Here is a 19,219-nt window from a genome sequence, read left to right as displayed (position 1 = left end):
GGCGCGGACGGCGCGGACGGCGCGGACGGCGCGGACGGCGCGGACGGCGCGGACGGCGCGGACGGCGCGGACGGCGCGGACGGCGCGGACGGCGCGGACGGCGCGGACGGCGCGGACGGCGCGGACGCAAGGCGAGCAAGACGCCGTCAGGCGGTACTGGGCGGTGCCGGACGCCGCAGCGCGGAGGTGCCATGCGGCGCGGGCGCCGGGCGGCGTGGAGTTAGGCGAGGCGATGCGGCGGGTGCGGCGCCAGGCGGTTCGGCGGAGGCCTCGCGATACAGAGCGGTCGCGCGGCACGGGGCGAGCCGCGAGGGGAAGGGGGCTGGCTGCTTGTGGAACGGCGGTCGTCAGCCCTGATTCCCGGCCGGGCAGTGCGGTGCCAGGCGAGGCGGTACAGCAGCGTGCGAGGCGAGGCGAGGCGGTGCGGTGCGGGCGGCGGGCAAGGTGACGTTGCCCCGAGGCAATGCGGCCGCGCGACACGGGGCGGGCTGTACGAAACAGGGCGAGCAGGAACGGGGCTGGCCGTTTCTAAAATGGCGGTCGTCAGCCCCGGCTCCCGTGGCGGTGTGCGCGGCGGCGTATGGTGCGAGGCGGTGCGGGCGGCGGGCGAGGTGACGCCGCTCGGGGCAGTGCGGTCCGCGCGATACAGGACGGGCTGCGCGGCACAGGGCGAGCTAGGAGCGCGAACGGGGCTGGCCATTTGTGGAACGACGGTTGTCAGCCCTGGCTCCCGTGGCGGTGCCGGGCGGTGTGGTGTCAGACGAGGCGGCGGCGGCGTGCGGGGGCGGCGGTGGTGGGGGTGGTGGGCAAGGTGACGCCGCCCGGGGCAATGCGGCCGCGCGACACAGGGCGGCCAGCGCACCACAGGGCGAGCCGCGCGCCACAGGGCGAGCCGCGAGCGGGATCGGGGCTGGCCATTTCTGAAATGACGGTGGTCAGCCCCGGCGCCCGTGGCGTGTGGAAACTGGGGCTGACGGCTCTTCGGGGTGGCCGCCGCTGTTTCACGTGAAACAGCGGCGGCTGGTTCCCACGCTGGCGAGGCTTTAGGGCCGCGCGGCCACGGAAGCCGACGCGATACGGGGCGAGGCGCGAGCGAAGCGCGGTTGGTTTCACGTGAAACATGGGCGGGGGTTTGCGGGGAACCGGTGGGCGCGCTTCAGAGGGCGGATGCGGCCTTGTGGAGGTCGGCGAGGAAGTCGTCGATGTGTTCCGGGGTGGTGTCGAAGGCGGTCATCCAGCGGACGATGCCGGCCGGCTCGTCCCAGTAGTGGAAGAGGTAGCGGCCCCGGAGGGTTTCCGCGACGGCGTGCGGGAGTTGGGCGAAGACGGCGTTGGATTCGACGGGATAGGCGAGGGACGTTCCGGGGACGTCCGTGAGGCCGGCGGCCAGGCGGGCGGCCATCTGGTTGGCGTGGTGGGCGTTGTGGTGCCAGAGGTCGTCCGAGAGCAGGGCGGTGAGCTGGGCGGAGATGAAGCGCATCTTGGAGGCGAGCTGAAGGGACTGCCGCCGGAGGAAGGGCACGGCCTCGGCGAGGGACGGGTCGAGGACGACCACGGCCTCGGCGGCGAGCGCGCCGTTCTTGGTGCCGCCGAAGCTGAAGACGTCCACGCCGACGTCGGTGGTGACGGCCTTCAGGTCACAGCCGAGATGGGCGGCGGCGTTCGCCAGGCGGGCGCCGTCCATGTGGAGGCGTAGGCCGGCGGCGTGCGCCGTCTCGGCGAGGGCCGCGATCTCGTCGGGGGAGTAGCACGTGCCGAGCTCCGTCACCTGCGAGATGGAGACGACCGCCGGCTGCGACTCGTGCGGATTGCCGAGGCCGTGCAGGCGGGACTCGATGTCGGCCGGGCGGAGCTTGCCGTGCGAGGTGGGGACCGTCATCAGCTTCACGCCGAGCAGGCGTTCGGCGGCGCCGCCCTCGTGGGTCGCGATGTGCGCGCTGTCGGCGCAGATGATGGCGTCGTAGCGGCGGGGGAGGGTGAGGGCGAGGCCCAACATGTTCGCGCCCGCGCCGTTGAGCACCGCGAAGCCCTCCGCCTCCGGGCCGAACACCTCCTTGACCTTCTCCGCGAAGGCGGCGGTCCAGGTGTCGCCGCCGTAGGCGGGGGCGTCTCCCCGGTTCGCCGCCGCCATGGCTTCGAGGATGTCCGGGTGGACGCCCGCGTGGTTGTCGCTCGCAAAGCTCTTGGGGTACATCGGATCGATCAGCACACCGTAAGGCTATGACCCGGGGTCAGGCGCGGGCGCGGGCGGCGGCGTTCCGGAGGAGGGCGCGGCAGAGGTCGCCGAGGTCCTGGCCGGCCGCCTCGGCGGCCATCGGGAGCAGCGAGGTCTCCGTCATCCCAGGCGCCACGTTGACCTCCAGGAAGTGCGGGACGTCGTCGGCGTCCACGATGAGGTCGGTGCGGGAGATGTCCCGCAGGCCGAGCGCCGTGTGGGCGGTGACGGCGGTCTGTGCGCACGCGGCCGCGGCGGCGGGGGACAGGCGGGCCGGGGCGAAGAACTCGGTGTGGCCGGCGGTGTAGCGGGCGGCGTAGTCGTAGACGCCCTTGTCGGGGACGATCTCGACGGCGGGAAGGGCGATCGGGCCGTCGCCGACGTCCACGACCGAGACGGCGACCTCCACGCCGTCGACGTAGCGCTCGATGAGGGCGGTGTCGCCGTAGGCGAAGCAGCCGACCATCGCGGCGGGCAGCTCCTCGGCGGTGCGGACGATGGAGGCGCCCAGCGCGGAGCCGCCCCGCGCCGGCTTGACGAACAGGGGCAGGCCGAGCCGTTCGATGATCCGGCCGAGCACGACCGTGGCGCCGAGGTCGTGGAAGGTCTCCTTGGGCAGCGTGACCGACTCCGGGGTGCGCAGGCCGACGGAGCGGACGACCGCCTTGGCGGTGGGCTTGTCGAAGGCCACCCGGCAGGCGTCGGGGTCGGCGCCCACGTAGGGGACGTCGAGGAGTTCGAGCACGGAGCGGATGGCGCCGTCCTCGCCGGCGCCGCCGTGCAGGGTGACGAACACCGCGTCCGGAGGGTCGGCGAGGACCGAGGGCACGAGGGAGGCGTCGGTGTCGCGGGTCTCGACGTCGACGCCGGCGGTGCGCAGCACGTCGGTGACCCGGCGGCCCGAGCGCAGGGACACCTCCCGTTCGTAGGAGAGGCCTCCGGCCAGCACCAGCACGTGGCCCAACTCGCTCATCACTTCTCCTCTGCTGACAGAACGCTGTCCGAGCGTACCGGCGTGAGGGGCGAATGGTGTACGTGAGGCGCTCGGGCGGAGCCCCGTCCGGCCCGGCGCGGGTGGCCGGGCCGGACGGGGGTCAGGCGAGGTCGGGACCGGGCGTGTCGACGCCGTTGTGCTCGCGTACGGAGCCGGTGCCGAACGTGTCGCGCAGCTGCATCTCCTGCTCGATCACCCCGGCGAGCCGGCGCACCCCTTCGCGGATCCGGTCGGGCTCGGGGTAGCAGTAGGACAGGCGCATGTGCCGCGCCCCGCTGCCATCGGAGAAGAAGCCGGTGCCGGGGACGAACGCCACGCGCTCGGCCACGGCCCGCGGCAGGATGGCCTTCGAGTCGAGCCCCTCGGGAAGGGTGGCCCAGACGAAGAAGCCGCCGCCCGGCCGGGTCCAGGTGACCTCGGGCGGCATCAGCGACTCCAGGGCGTCGAGGAGCGCGTCGCGGCGTTCGCGGTAGAGCTCGCGGAACGTCTTGATCTGCTCCCGCCACGGCTGCGTGGCGAGGTATTGGCCGACCGCGAGCTGCGTGAACGACGAGTGCGACAGCACCGCCGACTCCATGGCGAGCACGAGCTTGTCGCGGATCGCGTGCGGGGCGAGCGCCCAGCCGACCCGGAAGCCCGGGGCCAGCGTCTTGGAGAACGAGCCCAGGTAGACGACCCCGTCGGCGTTGTCGGCCCGCAGCGCGGGCATGGGCTCGCCGTCGAAGCCGAGCAGCCCGTACGGGTTGTCCTCGATGATCAGCACCCCGGCCCGCTGGCAGATGTCGAGCACCTGCTGGCGGCGGGCGATGTTGAGGGTGACGCCGGCCGGGTTCTGGAAGTTGGGGATCGTGTAGAGGAACTTGATGGGCGCGCCGGCGGTCTCCAGCGCGTAGATGGTCTGGGCCAGGGACTCGGGCACGATGCCCTGATCGTCCATGGCGATATGGACCACCTTGGCCTGATAGGCGGAGAACGTGCCCAGCGCCCCCACGTACGAGGGGCCTTCGGCGAGCACCACGTCGCCCGGGTCGATGAAGATGCGGGTGATCAGGTCGAGCGCCTGCTGCGAACCCACGGTGACGACCACGTCGTCCGCCGCGGCCTGGATCCCCTCAAGGCGCATGACGTCGCAGATCTGCTCGCGCAGATGCGGGTCGCCCTGGCCGGAGCCGTACTGGAGCGCGACAGGGCCGCGCCGGGTGACGAGCTCGGAGACGAGCTCGCCGACCATGTCGAGGGGAAGGGCGGTGACGTACGGCATGCCGCCCGCGAGCGAGACCACCTCGGGCCTCGACGCGACGGCGAAAAGAGCTCGGATCTCGGAGGCGACCATCCCGGTAGCTCGCGCGGCGTAGCGATCGACGTAGGCGTCGATGCGCGACCCTTGGGCCGGCGCGGGTGTCTGACCGTGATCAAGCTCTTCCGTCACGGCCCACCTCCTAGGTGTCATATCGGGCGGAAATACCAGATTACGCCAGCCGGACATGTCGTACGTGACAGGGCTACGCCGTCGTGGTGTCCGCTGACGTTCTCTTCACTGAGCTACGATGCCACCTGTGGACGCGGTTTTCGCGCGCTTTTCCGGGTCAACGATAGGGGCGGTAGTTGTCGCGCCGGCTGGTCAACATAACCCTGGACAATCTTGAAGATCTACCGCGGCGGTGCCGGCGGTGCGTGTTCTGGGAGCTCGACCCGATGAGCGGGGAGCGCGCGGTGGACTCCGGGGATCCGGGGCTGGAGAAGGAGGCCTGGCTCTCCGCCACGCTGCTGGAGTGGGGGAGCTGCGGCAAGATCGCGTACGTCGACGGCGTGCCTGCCGGGTTCGTGCTCTACAGCCCGCCGCTCTACACGCCGCGGTCGGTGGCGTTCCCCACCTCGCCGGTGAGCGCCGACGCGGTGCTGCTGATGACGGCGCACATCATTCCGGAGTTCTCCGGCGGCGGGCTGGGGCGGATGCTCATCCAGGGGATGGCCAAGGACCTGACGCGGCGCGGGGTGAAAGCCATCGAGGCGTTCGGGGATCTCAAGTGGGAGGAGCCGAGCTGCGTGGTTCCTGCCGAATATCTGCTTTCAGTGGGATTTAAGACTGTTCGTCCGCATTTGCGTTTTCCGCGGTTGCGGCTCGAACTGAAGAGCGCCGTGTCGTGGCGGGAGGACGTCGAGGTCGCGCTGGAGCGGCTGCTCGGGTCCATGAGCCCCGAACGGGCCCTGCGCCCCGTGTGACGGTCCGCCGCGCGGCGGGGGACCCACGGGAGGTGCCGAGGGAGCACGCGCCCGCTGGGACCCGTTCAGAGGCATCGGGAAGCAGGAGAGCCCCCCGCGTGGTCGCGGGAGGCTCTTTCGCCGGGCGAAGCGCGCCACGAGAGACGGTCGTCAGGACCGCCGGAGGACGCGGCCTAGATGACGCCGTCGAGCTCGCGCAGCAGCATGGCCTTCGGCTTGGCGCCGATGATCTGCTTGACGACCTCGCCACCCTTGTAGACGTTCATCGTCGGGATCTGGAGCACGCCGTACTGGCGCGGAACCTCGGGGTTCTCGTCGATGTTGAGCTTGACGATCTCCAGCTTGTCGCCGTGCTCCTTGGCGATCTCCTCAAGGATGGGCGAGACCTGACGGCACGGGCCGCACCATTCCGCCCAGAAGTCGACGAGCACGGGCTTGTCGCTCTTGAGTACCTCGGCTTCGAACGTGGCGTCGGTGACTGCCTTCACGGTGCGCTCCTTACTTGTCGTTGTCGGCGAGCCAGCGCTCGGAGTCGAGCGAGGCCGCACAGCCGGTGCCGGCCGCGGTGATGGCCTGGCGGTAGGTGTGGTCGACGACGTCACCCGCGGCGAACACGCCGGGGATGTTGGTCGCGGTGCTGGGGGAGGCGACCTTGATGTAGCCGTTCTCGTCCAGGTCGATCTGGCCCTTGACCAGGTCGGTGCGCGGGTCGTGGCCGATCGCGAGGAACAGCGCGTCGGTGGCCAGCTCGCACTCCTCGCCGGTCTTGACGTTGCGCAGCTTCACGGCCTCGACCTTGGTGTCGCCGAGCACGTCGACGACCTCGGAGTCCCAGACGAAGCGGATCTTGTCGTTGCCGAGCGCGCGGTCCTGCATGATCTTGCTGGCCCGCAGCTCGTCACGGCGGTGGACCACGGTGACCATGCGCCCGAACCGGGTGAGGAACGTGGCCTCCTCCATCGCCGTGTCGCCGCCGCCGACGACCACGATGTCCTTGTTGCGGAAGAAGAACCCGTCACAGGTGGCGCACCAGGACACGCCGTGGCCGGACAGGCGCTTCTCGTTCTCGAGGCCGAGCTCGCGGTAGCCGGAGCCCATCGCCAGGATGACGGACTTGGCGTAGTAGGTGTCGGTGTGCGTCTTGACGACCTTGGGCTCGGCCGTGAGGTCCACCTCGACCACGTCGTCCGCGACCAGCTCGGCGCCGAAGCGCTCGGCCTGCTTGCGCAGGTTGTCCATGAGGTCGGGCCCCATGATGCCGTCGGGGAACCCGGGGAAGTTCTCCACGTCGGTGGTGTTCATGAGCGCGCCGCCGGCGGTGACGGAGCCCTCGAAGACCAGGGGCTTGAGCTCGGCGCGCGCGGAGTAGACGGCCGCGGTGTAGCCGGCTGGCCCGGATCCAATGATGATCACGTTACGAACGTCGCTCAACGCTCCACGCCTTCCTCGTCTGCAGTTGCACCGGCGTCAACAGATCCTAGGCCGCCCTGATTCCCCTCCCTACCCGCGACCCGGCCGCAGGCCCGACGAATCGTACGGTGACCTGCGAGGGGACCTCGTTGCGCGTACTTTTCCACAGGTTGTGCACAGGACAAAAAAGAAGAGCCCGCCGAAGCGGGCTCTTCACAGGTACGGGGACTACCAGCGCCCGAGGGCCGCCTTACGCAGGTTCTTGCAGTTGAACGGGTCGACGATGTCGATGCGGATCTTCTTGGCCGTCCGGTCCTTCCAGGAGACGACGACGAGCGCCTCCTGCCCGTTGTACTGCCCCTGGTCGGCCGCGAAGGTCTCCAGGCCGTTGCGCTCGCCCACCTTGCCGACGCACTTGGCCGCCTTGGCGGCGGCGTTGTCGCCGCCCAGCGGCTGCTGCGCCTGCGCGAAGCCGAAGAACTGCTCCATCGGCTGGCGGAGGGCGTAGTCGCTGTAGTTGTAGCCGCTGTCGGTCAGTTTGTACGCCGGCGCCCGCTCCGGGGTCCTCGCCACGTCGCTGGACGGCAGCGCGACCGGCGCGGAGCCGCCCGACGAGCCGCCCGAGGCGAGCAGGTTGGTCGAGACCACCGCCGTGCCGACCACGGCCGCGGCCGCCGCGGCGGCCACCGCGGGCAGTGCCCACCGCCGCTTCCTGGCCGAGCGCGTCCTGGCGGGGACGATGGTGCCGTCGTCGGAGACCACCCCGAGGCGTACCGGCTCGGGGACGTCCGCCGCGGAGCCGTTGACCGAGCCCACGGGCTCGGGGACCGCGATCGGCCGCTCCCAGGGGGCGTCCCGCATGAGCTCGTCCCAGTCCGGTGGCTCCGCGAGCCCGACGCCGCCGCGCCCGGTCTCGGCCTCGGCCGCCAGGGCCTTGTCGATGCGCAGTGCGACGCCCATCGGCATGGCCGGTGTGGGGGTCGCCGCGAGCACCTCGCGAACCGCCGCGAGGTCGGCCAGCAGCTCCCCGCAGGGGTCGCAGACCGCGAGATGCTCGCGGACCTGGCGTGCCTCGGCAGCGTCCAGGAGACCCTCGGCCAGCTCGGCGAGAGTTTCCAGTTCGTAGTGCGTATCACCCGTCACGAAGTTCTGCTCCCTTCGCGGATGAGACGCGATTGAGGTCTGATCGGTTCCGCAGATGCGAAAGAATTGGGGCAAGTTTCGCGCGCCCACGGGCGCACCGGCTCTTCACGGTGCCGCTCGGCACCTCCAGCACCTGAGCTGCGTCTTCGACCGAATAGCCCATCATGTCGACGAGCACCAGGGCCGCGCGCTGGTCGGCGGGCAGCAGTTTCAGAGCGGCCGAAACCTCCATGGAGACCTCGCGCTCCAGGGTCTGGTCCGGCAGCGGCGTCTCGCGCTCGGCGGCCTCGATGAGCTCGTCGTCGGCCACCGGCCGGACGGACTTGCGCCGCATGCGGTCGAGACAGGCGTTGACCACGATGCGGTGCAGCCAGGTGGTGACGGCGGCCTCGCCGCGGAACGTGGCGGCCTTGCGATAGGCGGAGACGAAGGCGTCCTGCACGGCGTCGGCGGCCTCGTCCGGGTCACCGAGCGTGCGCAGGGCGACCGCCCACATGCGGTCGCGGTGCCGTTTGACGATCTCGCTGAAGGCGTGAGGATCCCCGTTGATGTGCGCGGTCAGCAGGTCGGCGTCCGTGACCGCAGGCCGATCCGCTGCTGAAGGTGTCTCGGGTGGGGAGTTCACAAGAGAGTTTCCTGATTATGCCGATCCGGGAGAGTGCACCACTACTTCATAGATGGTGCCATGAAACTTGCCCGCATCTGCCGGAAGACGGGTAAACCAGATCAAAACGTACTGTCCGGTTGCGGGTTGATCGGGCTTCAACGTGGTCTTGCCCGAGGCGTCCTTCGCCGTCGCGACCGTCTTCAGCGAGCCGAGCTCGGGGGCGTCGCCCACCTTCAGCTCGACGTTCGCGCCCGAGGCGCTGCCCAGCGTCGCCACCACGTCGCTGACCTGCACGGACTTGCCCATGTCGAGCAGCAGGCCGACGCCCTTCTTGAGGTTGCCGAGCTCGGCGGTGGCGTAGCCCTGGGTCTCCCAGTACGTGCTGGGCTTGCCGTCGATCGCGAGGCCGGCCTTGTCCGACTTCTCGTCGCCGTCGTCGCCGAGCGGGTCGAAGCCCTTGGCCTTGGCCGGCTTGACCGTCTGTGTCGGCGTGGAGGAGGCGGAGCCGGTGGCGCTCGGCGTGGCCGTCTGAGCTTCGGGCTCGGTGCCGCTGCCGAGGCTGCGCCCGATCGTCCACGCCCCCACGCCGACCGCGGCGATGACCAGCAGCACCACGATCGTCATGAGCACCCGGTTGAGCGTGCTGCCGCCGCCCTGCGGCCGCCGCGGCGCGGGAGGCAGCGGCGCGACCGTGGTCTGGTTGCGGTGGCCCACGTCGAGGCCCTCGGAGCGCGAGGCGGAGGCCACCGCGGGCGTGCTCGGGTAGGAGATCGGGATCGGCATCGGGCGGGCCACGTCGGCCAGCGCCTCGGTGATCTCGGCCGGGCTGGACAGCGCGCCCTGGCCCTTGCGCGACTCGGGCAGGCAGGCCCGCACCGTGACGGTGTCGAGGTAGCCGGGCACGCCGGCGGTGACCTGGCGCGGCGTGCAGAAGTGGCCGTCCATCATGGGGGCGGCGGGCAGGCCACCCTCCTCCTCGTCGCCCGGCCAGTGGCCGGTCAGGCCCGCGTACAGCAGCCGGCCGAGGCCCTCGGCGTCGTCGAGCGCCGGCTGATCGGTGGTCAGGCCGTACATCGCGGCGTCGACGGCCACGCCGAGCACCTTGACGGTGTTGCCGGTCGTCCACACCAGGTGAGCCGGGCGCAGGCACAGGTGGTAGAGGCGGGCCTCGTGGGCGTGGGCCAGGGCCTCGGCGGCCTCGGCCACCAGCCCGGCCGCCCGCTCGGGCTCCAGCGGCCCGCCCGCCAGCAGGTCGGTCAGCGTCTCACCGGTGACCCACTCGCTGACGACGTAGGCGTGCTTGTCGTCCTCGGCGGCGTCGAAGACCTGCGTCAGGCGCGGGTCGGTGAGCCGGCTCGCCGCGCGGGCGGCCGTCACGACCTCGTGCACGCGCGGGAAGTCGGGCGCGAACGTGTGCACGGCCACCGGCCGCGCGAGGATCTCGTCGATGGCCTTCCACAGCGTCGCGCCGTCGGACTCGCTGACGCGGTCCTCAAGCCGGAAGCGCTCGGCGAGGCGGGTGCCGGGGGCGACGGCCGACGTGCTCACAGGCTCACTCCGCTAGGCCGATCGGACATGGTTGGACTCGCCCGCGTGGTGGTGTCCCACGAAGGCACGCTATGCCGGGTGGATCCGCCCACGCCCCTCCTGCTTCCATTCGCGCGTGTCGGGCTCCATCGTAGTGCCGAGTTTCTTTACCGACCTACCCGTCGCGCGACCATCCCAACGATCGAGTTGACCTCCGGTATGCGCATTCTGTGAGCCACACCGAGGTAGAGCACCAGACCGAGCCCGCCGCCGACCGCCAGGACGATGAGCGAACTGACGAAACGCAGCCCGCCGAACGCCTGCGTGACCCCCCAGACGGCGGCCAGGGCCAGCACGGCGGTGGGCAGCGAGGCGAGGTACATCCGGGTCATCGCCATGCCGACCGTCCATCCGTCGAGCCCGCCCACCCGGCGGCTGGCCAGCATCCAGGCGAGCAGCGCGCCCAGCCCGTACGCGATCGCGTACGCCAGCGCCAGCCCCATGACCGCGTACTCGGCCGGCAGCAGCAGGTAGAACACCACCATCAGCCCCGCGTTGACCGCGGTCGTCCCGGCTCCGACGTAGACCGGCGTCCGCGTGTCGCCGAAGCTGTAGAAGACCCGCAGCAGCAGCTGGAAGACCGCGAACGGCACCAGCGCCAGCCCGTACACCTGCAGCACGTTGCCGATGTAGACGGCGTCGGCCACGCTGTTGGCGCCGTGGCCGTAGATGGGCACGGTGATCGCCGGCCCCAGCACCATGAGCAGCAGCGACACCGGCACCATCAGCGCGCAGATGAGCCGCACGCTGGAGCCGAACTCCTGACGCACGTCGGCGAGCCGGCCCTCGCCGACCGCCCGGCTCATGCGCGGCAGCATCGCCGTGATCACCGAGACGCCGACGACGCCGTACGGGAGCTGGAAGAGCTGGAAGGCCAGCGTGTAGGGGCTGATGCCGTGGCCGGGCACCTGGTCGCCCGCCGAGGACGACAGGTTGGTGGTCAGCAGGAAGCCGAGCTGGGTGACGACGACGTAGCCGATCGTCCAGACGCCGGCCTTGCCCATCTCGCCCAGGCGGGCGTTGCGCAGGTCGAAGCGGGGCACGAAGGAGAACCCGGCCCGGCGCAGCGCGACGATCAGCACGGCCGCCTGGGCCACGATGCCGGCCGTGGTGCCGAGCCCGAGCAGCGCCAGGTCGGCGGTGGTGACCGCGTCGATGTTGTCGCGCGCCTGGCTGACCAGCGCGTACGTGACGAACACGCAGATCACGACCAGGTTGTTGATCACCGGCGCCCACATCGGGGCGCCGAAGCGATCACGGGTGTTGAGTATCGCGCCCGCGACCGCGCCGATGCCGAAGAAGGCGAGCTGCGGCAGGATGAACCGGGCCAGCATCACGCCGACCTCGTATTTCCTGCTGCCCGGCGCCCAGTCGGTGTAGAGGTCGATGAGCAGCGGCGCGGCGAGCACGGCCAGCACCGCGACGACGGTCAGCGCCATCGTCGCGACGGTCAGCAGCCGCTGCTCGTAGGCCCGGCCGCCGTCGGGGTCCTGCTGCTGCGCCCGCACGATCATCGGCACCACGACGCTGCTCAGGACGCCCAGCAGCAGCAGGTCGAGGATGCTGTACGGGATCGCGTACGCCGCGTTGTAGGAGTCGCCCAGTGCCGCCGTGCCGATGGCGTAGGCGAGCACCATGGTGCGTACGAACCCGGTGACCCGGGACACCATCGTCCCGGCCGCCATCAGGGCGCTGGCCCGCAGCATGCGGCTCATTCGGTCTTCACTCTCCCGTTTTCCTGGCGGACGCCGCGCGCCTGCGCTCCGCCCTGCGCCGCACCACCCGCGTGACCACGGCCGCCAGCATGACGGTGAGCCCCGCGCCCACGATCACCGAGGCGATGCCGGTGTAGCCGGTGGTGCGGATGGTGAGGCGTTGCGGCTTGCCGTAGGCCTTGCCGTCGGCGGTCCTGAGCTGAACGGTCACCGTGGCGTCGCCGCTGGTGCCCGGCGTGGCGTTCATCGGCACCTGGACCGTGCCGCTCTGCCCGGCGCCGATGGACAGGGGCTCGTCCTGCTGGAAGGTGACCTGCAGCAGTTTCTGGTCGTCGGACCGGACGTCGACGTAGAGCCTGATCTCGGCGCCGCTGGCGTTCTTGACGCTGATGGGGACGAAGCCGTTGTTGCCCGCCAGGGTGCGCGGCCGGTCGGGCCCCGCGCCGGTGATCTGGACGCGGTCCACGCGCTCGGTCACGGCCTTGCTCACCGCGTTGGTCACCGAGCGGCCCATGCGGGTGCTGTTGCGCCAGGCCGAGGAGGCGATACGCAGCACCGCGGCGTCGAACACGGACTGCGTGCGCGTGGCCGTGATCAGGGCGGTGAGCTGGGCCCGCTCCGCGGTCTCCTTCACCGGCGCCAGGTATTTGCCGCTCAGCTCCTCGCGGCGGTTCTGGTCGGTGTAGGTCAGACCGGCGCGCGGAACGGACGCCTTGCCCGGCTTGATCGTCTCCAGCGTGGTGAGCTGCAGCCAGGGCAGCCGGCCCGCGGTCTTGAGCAGGCCGGTGACGAGCGCGGGGTTGGGGTCCCAGCGCCGCGACGGGGCGACGACCAGCGACCTCGGCAGGGTCTGGCCGGGCTCGGCGGCGATCATCGCGGTCTCGGCGATGAACCGCTGCGTGCTGAGCAGCAGGGACGTGCTGGTCTCCGGCTCGAACAGGCGGCTCAGCCCGGGGTCGGCGACCAGCGCGGTCACCGGGCCCTGGACCGAGTCGAGGGTCGAGGCGGCGTCGGGCGTGACCGTGAGCGGCTGCGCCGGCGGCAGGTTGGCGGCGTCGAGCAGGACCTTGTCCACCTTGTCGTCGCTGACCGAGAGCAGGTCGAGCGCGTCGGGGTCGAGCAGGCCGCCGGCGGGCCAGTTGATCGTCGTCTTGACGTCGCGGCCGAGCAGCTCCTTGGCCTTCTTGCCGCCGAGCGCGATCGCCCGGTTGGGCTGGTCGTCGAGGCCCTGGTGGGTGAGCGCGGTGAGGTCGGGGTCGGCGTACGGGACCGCCACGACGGGCGCGGCGGCGAGGGCGGTGCGCAGCTCCTGCAGCCACTGACCGGCCGCGGGGTTGGCGGGCCGGCTCTGCTCGCCGTCCTTGGTCTTGACCTTGTAGCCCTTGACCATGGTGTTGAGGTCGTCGAGCAGCGAGGGGTCGACGAACCACGTCACGTTGCTGGGCGCGGACTGGGCGATGCGGAGCAGGTCGGCGAGGCGGCCCTTGCCGGCGATGGCCTGGCTCAGCTTGTCGTCGACGAACACGGGGTCGTCGGTGGCCCGGTGGGGCTGGTCGATGACCGGCAGGGCGACGGCGAGCCTGGTGCGCGGCAGCTTCTGCGGGGTCGGCGGCGCGTAGGTGAGGAAGGTGCGTTCGGCCTGGAGCGGCACGCGGTATTGCGCCACGTCCACGGCGATCTTGTAGACGCCGAACTCGCGCAGGCCGAGTTGCACCGGCGTGGCCTGGATCTCCCAGCGGACGGTGCCGCCGGCGGCGAGCGGCTGCAGGTCCATGTAGGAGTTGCGGGTGGAGACGTTGACCGGCAGCGTCGCGGTGGACTGGTCGCTCATGTAGGCGTCCATGGCGGCCCGGTCGGGCAGCTTCTGGGCGTCGTAGCGCAGGCGCACCTGGAGGCCGGCCATGTCGGCGCCGGTGTCGTTGCGCACCGTGCCGCTGATCTTGATGACGTCGGTCGGGGAGCGCGGCACGGCGGGCGTGATGGCGGTGATGGCGACGGAGAGGGTCTGCCTGCTGGTCTGAGCGCTCGTGGCAGCCGTGCTCGGCGCCGCCGCCAGGGTGGGGGCGAGCAACGCGGCGGACAGCACGGCGAGCAGCGCGGTCTTACGGATCACGCGGCTGCCCGGGCTGGAGTACGACGACGCACGCCCGCAATGGTACGGGTTCAGTGCCGCCGCGTGACCGCCGCACGTGATCCTCTTGGCCGTGCCAGGCGGAGGTCGACCGTCTTGCCTGGCAGGAGAGTCAGCAGGTCGAGCGCACGAATGCGGAGGGCCGTGTGACGCTCGCCGGTGGCCGTGAAGATCGGCCCCGCGGCGGCGCTCAACCGGTCGTCGACGAGCAGCGGCAGGGACGCCGGCAGCAGCAGCGGGCAGACCAGGCCGTGCGCGTAGTCGGTGGCGGAGTTGACGACGTGGGCCGGCGCGGGTCGCACCCGGCGCGCGCCGAGCAGGCCGCCCACGGCTCCGGGACGCGGACCGGCGGACACCGGGGCGACGACGGCCACGACGGCCTCGCCGCCGACCCTGGTGGCCACCTCGAACACCGTGACCGTCAGGCATCGGCCGGGGGCCGCGGAGAGCGCCCCGGGAAGCTCTTCCGCGCGAGCCAAGGGGCGCGGAAGGCGTACGATCTCATGATGGACCTGGTGGGCGAGGAGCCAGCGGTGGATCGCGAGGGCGTCCTTCATGTAGACCTCCTAGCCTCGTTGCCATGGCCCCCGACGGTCCCTTGACCGACGGTAACCCGGACCTCATGTGGCTCGGGGGATATGTTCCGGATGACGAAGGACCGACCCGGTTGTGGTGGATGCAACTTTGACCGAAGGCCAGCGGCGGGCGATGACCGACCTGTTCCGCAAGATCGCCCCGGTGGCCGACGAGCTCGGCCGCCTGTTCGCCGCGCAAGGGCACGAGCTGGCCCTGGTGGGCGGCCCGGTGCGCGACATCCTGCTCGGCCGGGTCGGCAACGACCTCGACCTCACCACCGACGCGCGCCCCGAGCGGGTGCTGGAGATCGTCCGTGACTGGGCCGACTCGGTGTGGACGATCGGCATCGACTTCGGCACCGTCGGGCTGCGCAAGGGCAGTTGGCTGATCGAGATCACCACCTACCGCAGCGAGTCGTACGACCCGAAGTCGCGCAAGCCCGAGGTCATGTACGGCGAGACGCTGCAGGCCGACCTGGAGCGGCGCGACTTCGCGGTCAACGCGATGGCCGTGCGCCTGCCCGGGCACGAGTTCGTCGACCCCTACGGCGGGCTCGACGACCTGGCCGCGAAGGTGATGCGCACGCCCGGCCCGCCCGAGCGCTCGTTCGGCGACGACCCGCTGCGGATGCTGCGCGCGGCCAGGTTCGCCTCGCAGCTCGGCTTCGCCGTCGATCCCGCCGCGCTGGCGGCGATGACCGCGATGGCCGAGCGGATCGAGATCGTCTCCGCCGAGCGCATCCGCGACGAGCTGGACAAGCTGATCTGCGGCGCCAACCCCCGCGAGGGGCTGCGGCTGCTGGTCGAGACCGGCCTCGCCGCCCACGTGCTGCCCGAGCTGCCGAAGCTCCGCCTGGAGATCGACGAGCACCACCGGCACAAGGACGTCTACGAGCACACGCTGACCGTGCTCGACCAGGCCATCGCCCAGGAGGAGGACGGCAAGGCCGACCGCATCCTGCGCTGGGCGGCGCTCATGCACGACGTCGGCAAGCCCAAGACGCGCCGGCACGAGGCGGGCGGCCGGGTGTCGTTCCACCACCACGAGGTGGTCGGCGCCCAGCTCACCAAGAAGCGAATGAGCGAGCTGAAGTTCCCCAAGGACGTCGTGGCCGACGTCTCCCGGCTGGTCGAGCTGCACCTGCGCTTCCACGGCTACGGCACCGGCGAGTGGACCGACAGCGCGGTGCGCCGCTACGTCCGCGACGCCGGCCACCTGCTCTCCCGGCTGCACAAGCTGACCAGGGCCGACTGCACCACGCGCAACAAGCGCAAGGCGGCCGCGCTCTCGCGCACCTACGACCACCTGGAGGAGCGCATCGAGCGGCTGGCCGAGGAGGAGGAGCTGGCCAAGATCCGGCCCGAGCTCGACGGCAACGAGATCCAGCGGGTGCTGGGCGTCGGGCCGGGGCCGGTCGTGGGCAGGGCCTACAAGTTCCTGCTCGACCTCAGGCTCGACAAGGGCGTGATCGGCAAGGAGGCCGCGACCGAGGCGCTGCTGGAGTGGTCGAGGTCAGCCGAGCTCGGCTGACGGCGGTTCGGTCAGCCGCTGACGTGAGCGCGCGGCGATCGCCCGGTAGGCGAGCGCCGCGAGCGGATAGCCCACCGACATGATCGCCACCGCGAGGTACGACTTGCCGTCGGCCGGCAGGATGGCCGCCGACAGGGCCGCGGCGAGCACGTACATCCCGTTGAAGAGCATGTCGTAGATGGAGAACGCGCGGCCTCGGTAGATGTCCTCGACGTCGCGCTGCACGGTGGTGTCGGCGCAGATCTTGACGCTCTGCCCGGCCACCCCCAGCACGAACCCGGCGGCGGCGAGCCCCCACTCCTGGAACGGCAGCACCAGCACCGCGGTGAGCACGCCGGCCGCGGTCAGCGCGATCGGCACCCAGCGCTCGATGGTGAACCGCTCGGTCGCGTAGGGGGTGATGAGCACCGCCACGAAGTAGCCGACGCCGGAGGTGGCCACGACCAGGCCGATGCCCTTGAGCGCGGCGTCGGGGTCGCCGTCGGTGAAGTAGTAGCGGTAGAGGATGATGCCGAGGGCGGTCGCGATGCCGTAGAAGAAGCGGTGGGCGGCCATCGCGCCCAGGGTGCCGGCCGCGATCCGGTGACTCAGCAGATGCCGCGTGCCGTCGGCCAGGCCGACCACCACGTTGCGCAGCGCCTCGCGGGCCTGCGGCCGGTCGGGGTCGGGCCAGGGGCCGAGCAGCATGCGGTCCATGCGGCGGGCGATCAGCGAGCTCAACGCGAACACCACGCCGGAGGCGACCAGCAGCACCGCCACGCCGGAGTCGTCGCCGCCGACCAGCGCGCGCAGCAGGAAGCCGACGCCCACGCCGACGAACGTGACCACCGTGCCCGAGGTCGGCACCACGGCGTTGGCCGACAGCAGCCGCTCGGTCGGCACGACGTGGGGGAGCGAGGCGCCGAGCGCGGCCAGGAAGAACCGGTTGACCGCCAGCACGGCCAGCGCCGCCGCGTAGAAGGCGGGGTCGGGGGCGTCCGCGGCGACCAGCCAGGCGGCCACCAGCAGCAGCGCGCCGCGCGCCACGGGCGCGAGCACCAGGACCTGCCGCCGCGGCCACCGGTCGATGAACACGCCGACGAACGGCCCGAGGATGCTGTAGGGCAGCAGCAGCACCGCGAGCCCCGCCGCCACCTGCAACGCGGTGGTCTTGCTCTCGGGGCTGAAGAAGGCGAACCCGGTCACCGCGAACTGGAAGATCCCGTCGGAGAACTGGGAGACCAGCCGCGTGCCGAACAGGTGCCTGAAGTCTCTGCCCCGGAGGACCACGCGGAGATCGGCGACGAAGGACACGCCGTCAGCCTAGCCAAGCCCGCGCCGGTCCCGGTGCGGAGGTTCCTCGCGGTGGCCGTCATTGCGTACGCTTCGAAGCGTGACGACCGAGGAACACGTTGTGCTGGTAGACCGTGACGGACGCGCGCTCGGCACCGCGCCCAAGACGTCGGTGCACGGCCCGGAGACCCCGCTTCACCTGGCGTTCTCCAGTTATGTCTTCGACGGCGAAGGCCGGGTGCTGCTCACCAGGCGGGCCGACCACAAGGTCACCTGGCCGGGGGTGTGGACCAACAGCTGCTGCGGCCATCCGCTGCCGGGCGAGGCACTCGGCCGGGCGGTGGTGCGGCGGCTGGCGTACGAGCTGGGGCTGCGCTCCGAGGGCGCCGACCTGATGCTGCCCGGCTTCTCCTACCGCGCCGTCATGGCCAACGGCATCGTCGAGCACGAGCTCTGCCCGGTCTACCGGGTGGTCGTCGAGGGGCCGGCGCAGCCCAACCCGGAGGAGGTGGGGGAGACGATGTGGATGCCGTGGAAGGAGTTCGCCGAGGGGGCCCAGAACGGCCTGCTGGCGCTCTCGCCGTGGTGCCGCGAGCAGGTGCCGCTGCTCGCCGAGCTCGGCTGCGACCCGTTGACGTGGGAGCCGGCCTCCGCCGCCGAGCTGCCGCCGGCCGCCCGGGTCTGAAGGCGCGAACGGCGCCGCGCCCCACCAGGGACGCGGCGCCGTTCTCCGGGGTCAGCGCTCGACCTCGCCCCGGATGAACTTCTCGACGTACTCGCGGGCCTCGTCGTCGGAGAACTGCTTCGGCGGCGACTTCATGAAGTAGGAGGAAGCCGACAGGATCGGCCCGCCGACGCCCCGGTCGAGGGCGATCTTGGCGGCGCGCACGGCGTCGATGATGATGCCGGCCGAGTTCGGCGAGTCCCAGACCTCCAGCTTGTACTCCAGGTTGAGCGGCGTGTCGCCGAAGGAGCGCCCCTCCAGCCGCACGTACGCCCACTTGCGGTCGTCCAGCCACGGCACATGGTCCGACGGCCCGATGTGCACGTCGGCCTTGCCCATCTCGTGCGGGATCTGCGAGGTGACCGACTGCGTCTTGGAGATCTTCTTCGACTGGAGGCGGGTGCGCTCCAGCATGTTCATGAAGTCCATGTTGCCGCCGAAGTTGAGCTGGTAGGTGCGCAGCAGCTCCACCCCGCGGTCCTCGAACAGCTTGGCCAGCACGCGGTGCGTGATGGTGGCGCCGACCTGCGACTTGATGTCGTCGCCGACGATCGGCACGCCCGCCTCGGTGAACTTCTCGGCCCACTCGGGGTCGGAGGCGATGAAGACCGGCAGCGCGTTGACGAAGGCGACCTTGGCGTCGATCGCGCACTGCGCGTAGAAGCGGTCGGCCTCCTCCGAGCCCACGGGCAGGTAGGACACCAGGACGTCGACCTGGTTGTCGCGGAGCACCTGGACCACGTCGACCGGAGCCTCGTCGGACTCCTCGATGATCTCCCGGTAGTACTCGCCGAGGCCGTCGAAGGTGTGACCGCGCTGGACCGTCACCCCCAGGGGCGGCACGTCACAGATCTTGATCGTGTTGTTCTCGCTGGCGACGATCGCCTCGGAGAGGTCGCGGCCGACCTTCTTGGCGTCCACGTCGAACGCCGCGACGAACTCGACGTCGCCGACGTGGTAGTCGCCGAACTTCACGTGCATCAGGCCAGGAACCCGTGTGTCCGGGTCGGCGTCCTTGTAATAGTGAACGCCCTGGACCAGCGACGACGCGCAGTTGCCGACACCGACAATGGCCACGCGGACCGAACCCAT

General features: G+C 71.1%; 17 protein-coding genes. 3 read left to right on the top strand and 14 right to left on the bottom strand.

Features of this window, described 5'->3' with window-relative positions; genetic code table 11:
- From ACBR40_RS12275 to ACBR40_RS12260, 4 genes are all read right to left on the bottom strand, one after another.
- Positions 1 to 297, bottom strand: a 297-nt coding sequence (locus tag ACBR40_RS12275) for a hypothetical protein (RefSeq protein ID WP_371248726.1), incomplete at its 3' end; no start/stop codon positions are given.
- 859 nt (positions 298 to 1,156) lie between these two features.
- Positions 1,157 to 2,209 carry a low specificity L-threonine aldolase gene (locus ACBR40_RS12270; protein ID WP_371248725.1) on the bottom strand — a complete coding sequence of 351 codons (1,053 nt, stop codon included), beginning with the start codon at positions 2,207 to 2,209 and terminating at the stop codon, positions 1,157 to 1,159.
- A gap of 22 nt (positions 2,210 to 2,231) precedes the next feature.
- A complete protein-coding gene (locus tag ACBR40_RS12265) occupies positions 2,232 to 3,188 on the bottom strand; it encodes a D-alanine--D-alanine ligase (protein WP_344209022.1) in 957 nt (318 codons plus the stop codon).
- 121 nt (positions 3,189 to 3,309) lie between these two features.
- Positions 3,310 to 4,659 (bottom strand): PLP-dependent aminotransferase family protein, encoded by a 1,350-nt coding sequence (locus tag ACBR40_RS12260; RefSeq protein WP_371248724.1) that lies wholly within the window; start codon positions 4,657 to 4,659, stop codon positions 3,310 to 3,312.
- Positions 4,660 to 4,814: 155 nt separating this feature from the next.
- Here ACBR40_RS12260 and ACBR40_RS12255 point away from each other — a divergent pair, with 155 nt between their 5' ends.
- Positions 4,815 to 5,432 (top strand): GNAT family N-acetyltransferase, encoded by a 618-nt coding sequence (locus tag ACBR40_RS12255; RefSeq protein WP_091088326.1) that lies wholly within the window; start codon positions 4,815 to 4,817, stop codon positions 5,430 to 5,432.
- A gap of 173 nt (positions 5,433 to 5,605) precedes the next feature.
- Here the strand turns inward: ACBR40_RS12255 and trxA are convergent, their stop codons facing one another.
- From trxA to ACBR40_RS12215, 8 genes are all read right to left on the bottom strand, one after another.
- Positions 5,606 to 5,920 (bottom strand): thioredoxin, encoded by a 315-nt coding sequence (gene trxA / locus ACBR40_RS12250; protein WP_344209018.1) that lies wholly within the window; start codon positions 5,918 to 5,920, stop codon positions 5,606 to 5,608.
- 10 nt (positions 5,921 to 5,930) lie between these two features.
- Positions 5,931 to 6,863, bottom strand: coding sequence for a thioredoxin-disulfide reductase (trxB, locus tag ACBR40_RS12245; RefSeq protein ID WP_329587878.1), 933 nt, complete (start codon positions 6,861 to 6,863; stop codon positions 5,931 to 5,933).
- 207 nt (positions 6,864 to 7,070) lie between these two features.
- Positions 7,071 to 7,985, bottom strand: a complete 915-nt coding sequence (locus ACBR40_RS12240; protein WP_344209015.1) for a zf-HC2 domain-containing protein — start codon at positions 7,983 to 7,985, stop codon at positions 7,071 to 7,073.
- On the bottom strand, positions 7,975 to 8,610 hold the full coding sequence (gene sigM / locus ACBR40_RS12235) for an RNA polymerase sigma factor SigM (RefSeq protein ID WP_091088316.1): 636 nt from the start codon (positions 8,608 to 8,610) through the stop codon (positions 7,975 to 7,977). Before sigM ends, ACBR40_RS12240 begins: the two co-directional genes overlap by 11 nt.
- Before the next feature lie 15 nt (positions 8,611 to 8,625).
- Positions 8,626 to 10,140 (bottom strand): protein kinase family protein, encoded by a 1,515-nt coding sequence (locus ACBR40_RS12230; RefSeq protein ID WP_344209013.1) that lies wholly within the window; start codon positions 10,138 to 10,140, stop codon positions 8,626 to 8,628.
- Positions 10,141 to 10,286: 146 nt separating this feature from the next.
- Complete coding sequence (gene murJ, locus ACBR40_RS12225; protein ID WP_371248723.1) at positions 10,287 to 11,894, bottom strand: murein biosynthesis integral membrane protein MurJ; 1,608 nt, start codon at positions 11,892 to 11,894, stop codon at positions 10,287 to 10,289.
- 7 nt (positions 11,895 to 11,901) lie between these two features.
- On the bottom strand, positions 11,902 to 14,007 hold the full coding sequence (locus ACBR40_RS12220) for a DUF6049 family protein (RefSeq protein ID WP_344209009.1): 2,106 nt from the start codon (positions 14,005 to 14,007) through the stop codon (positions 11,902 to 11,904).
- A gap of 50 nt (positions 14,008 to 14,057) precedes the next feature.
- Positions 14,058 to 14,582, bottom strand: coding sequence for a YbaK/EbsC family protein (locus ACBR40_RS12215; protein WP_344209007.1), 525 nt, complete (start codon positions 14,580 to 14,582; stop codon positions 14,058 to 14,060).
- A gap of 151 nt (positions 14,583 to 14,733) precedes the next feature.
- Here ACBR40_RS12215 and ACBR40_RS12210 point away from each other — a divergent pair, with 151 nt between their 5' ends.
- Complete coding sequence (locus ACBR40_RS12210) at positions 14,734 to 16,131, top strand: CCA tRNA nucleotidyltransferase (RefSeq protein ID WP_344209114.1); 1,398 nt, start codon at positions 14,734 to 14,736, stop codon at positions 16,129 to 16,131.
- On the opposite strand, the gene ACBR40_RS12205 is transcribed toward ACBR40_RS12210, so the two are convergent.
- Positions 16,114 to 17,424, bottom strand: coding sequence for an MFS transporter (locus ACBR40_RS12205; protein WP_344209005.1), 1,311 nt, complete (start codon positions 17,422 to 17,424; stop codon positions 16,114 to 16,116). The two genes, ACBR40_RS12210 and ACBR40_RS12205, sit on opposite strands and share 18 nt — an antisense overlap.
- Before the next feature lie 79 nt (positions 17,425 to 17,503).
- On the opposite strand from ACBR40_RS12205, the gene idi reads away from it, so the two are divergent.
- On the top strand, positions 17,504 to 18,088 hold the full coding sequence (idi, locus tag ACBR40_RS12200; protein ID WP_344209004.1) for an isopentenyl-diphosphate Delta-isomerase: 585 nt from the start codon (positions 17,504 to 17,506) through the stop codon (positions 18,086 to 18,088).
- A 51-nt stretch (positions 18,089 to 18,139) separates the two neighbouring features.
- Here the strand turns inward: idi and ACBR40_RS12195 are convergent, their stop codons facing one another.
- A complete protein-coding gene (locus ACBR40_RS12195; RefSeq protein ID WP_344209003.1) occupies positions 18,140 to 19,219 on the bottom strand; it encodes an inositol-3-phosphate synthase in 1,080 nt (359 codons plus the stop codon).

It is taken from the genome of Nonomuraea sp. AD125B, assembly GCF_041402765.1.
Taxonomy (GTDB): Bacteria; Actinomycetota; Actinomycetes; order Streptosporangiales; family Streptosporangiaceae; genus Nonomuraea; species Nonomuraea bangladeshensis.
The sequence above is the reverse complement of the archived record's forward strand: the minus strand, read 5'-3'. Positions and strand labels throughout refer to the sequence as shown.

Excerpts from the sequence above, each read along its gene's own strand:
- ACBR40_RS12265 (WP_344209022.1), bottom strand. The coding sequence starts at position 3,188 with ATGAGCGAGTTGGGCCACGTGCTGGTGCTGGCCGGAGGCCTCTCCTAC.
- ACBR40_RS12215 (WP_344209007.1), bottom strand. The coding sequence starts at position 14,582 with ATGAAGGACGCCCTCGCGATCCACCGCTGGCTCCTCGCCCACCAGGTC.
- murJ (WP_371248723.1), bottom strand. The coding sequence starts at position 11,894 with ATGAGCCGCATGCTGCGGGCCAGCGCCCTGATGGCGGCCGGGACGATG.
- ACBR40_RS12210 (WP_344209114.1), top strand. The coding sequence starts at position 14,734 with ATGACCGACCTGTTCCGCAAGATCGCCCCGGTGGCCGACGAGCTCGGC.
- ACBR40_RS12195 (WP_344209003.1), bottom strand. The coding sequence starts at position 19,219 with ATGGGTTCGGTCCGCGTGGCCATTGTCGGTGTCGGCAACTGCGCGTCG.
- ACBR40_RS12260 (WP_371248724.1), bottom strand. The coding sequence starts at position 4,659 with ATGACACCTAGGAGGTGGGCCGTGACGGAAGAGCTTGATCACGGTCAG.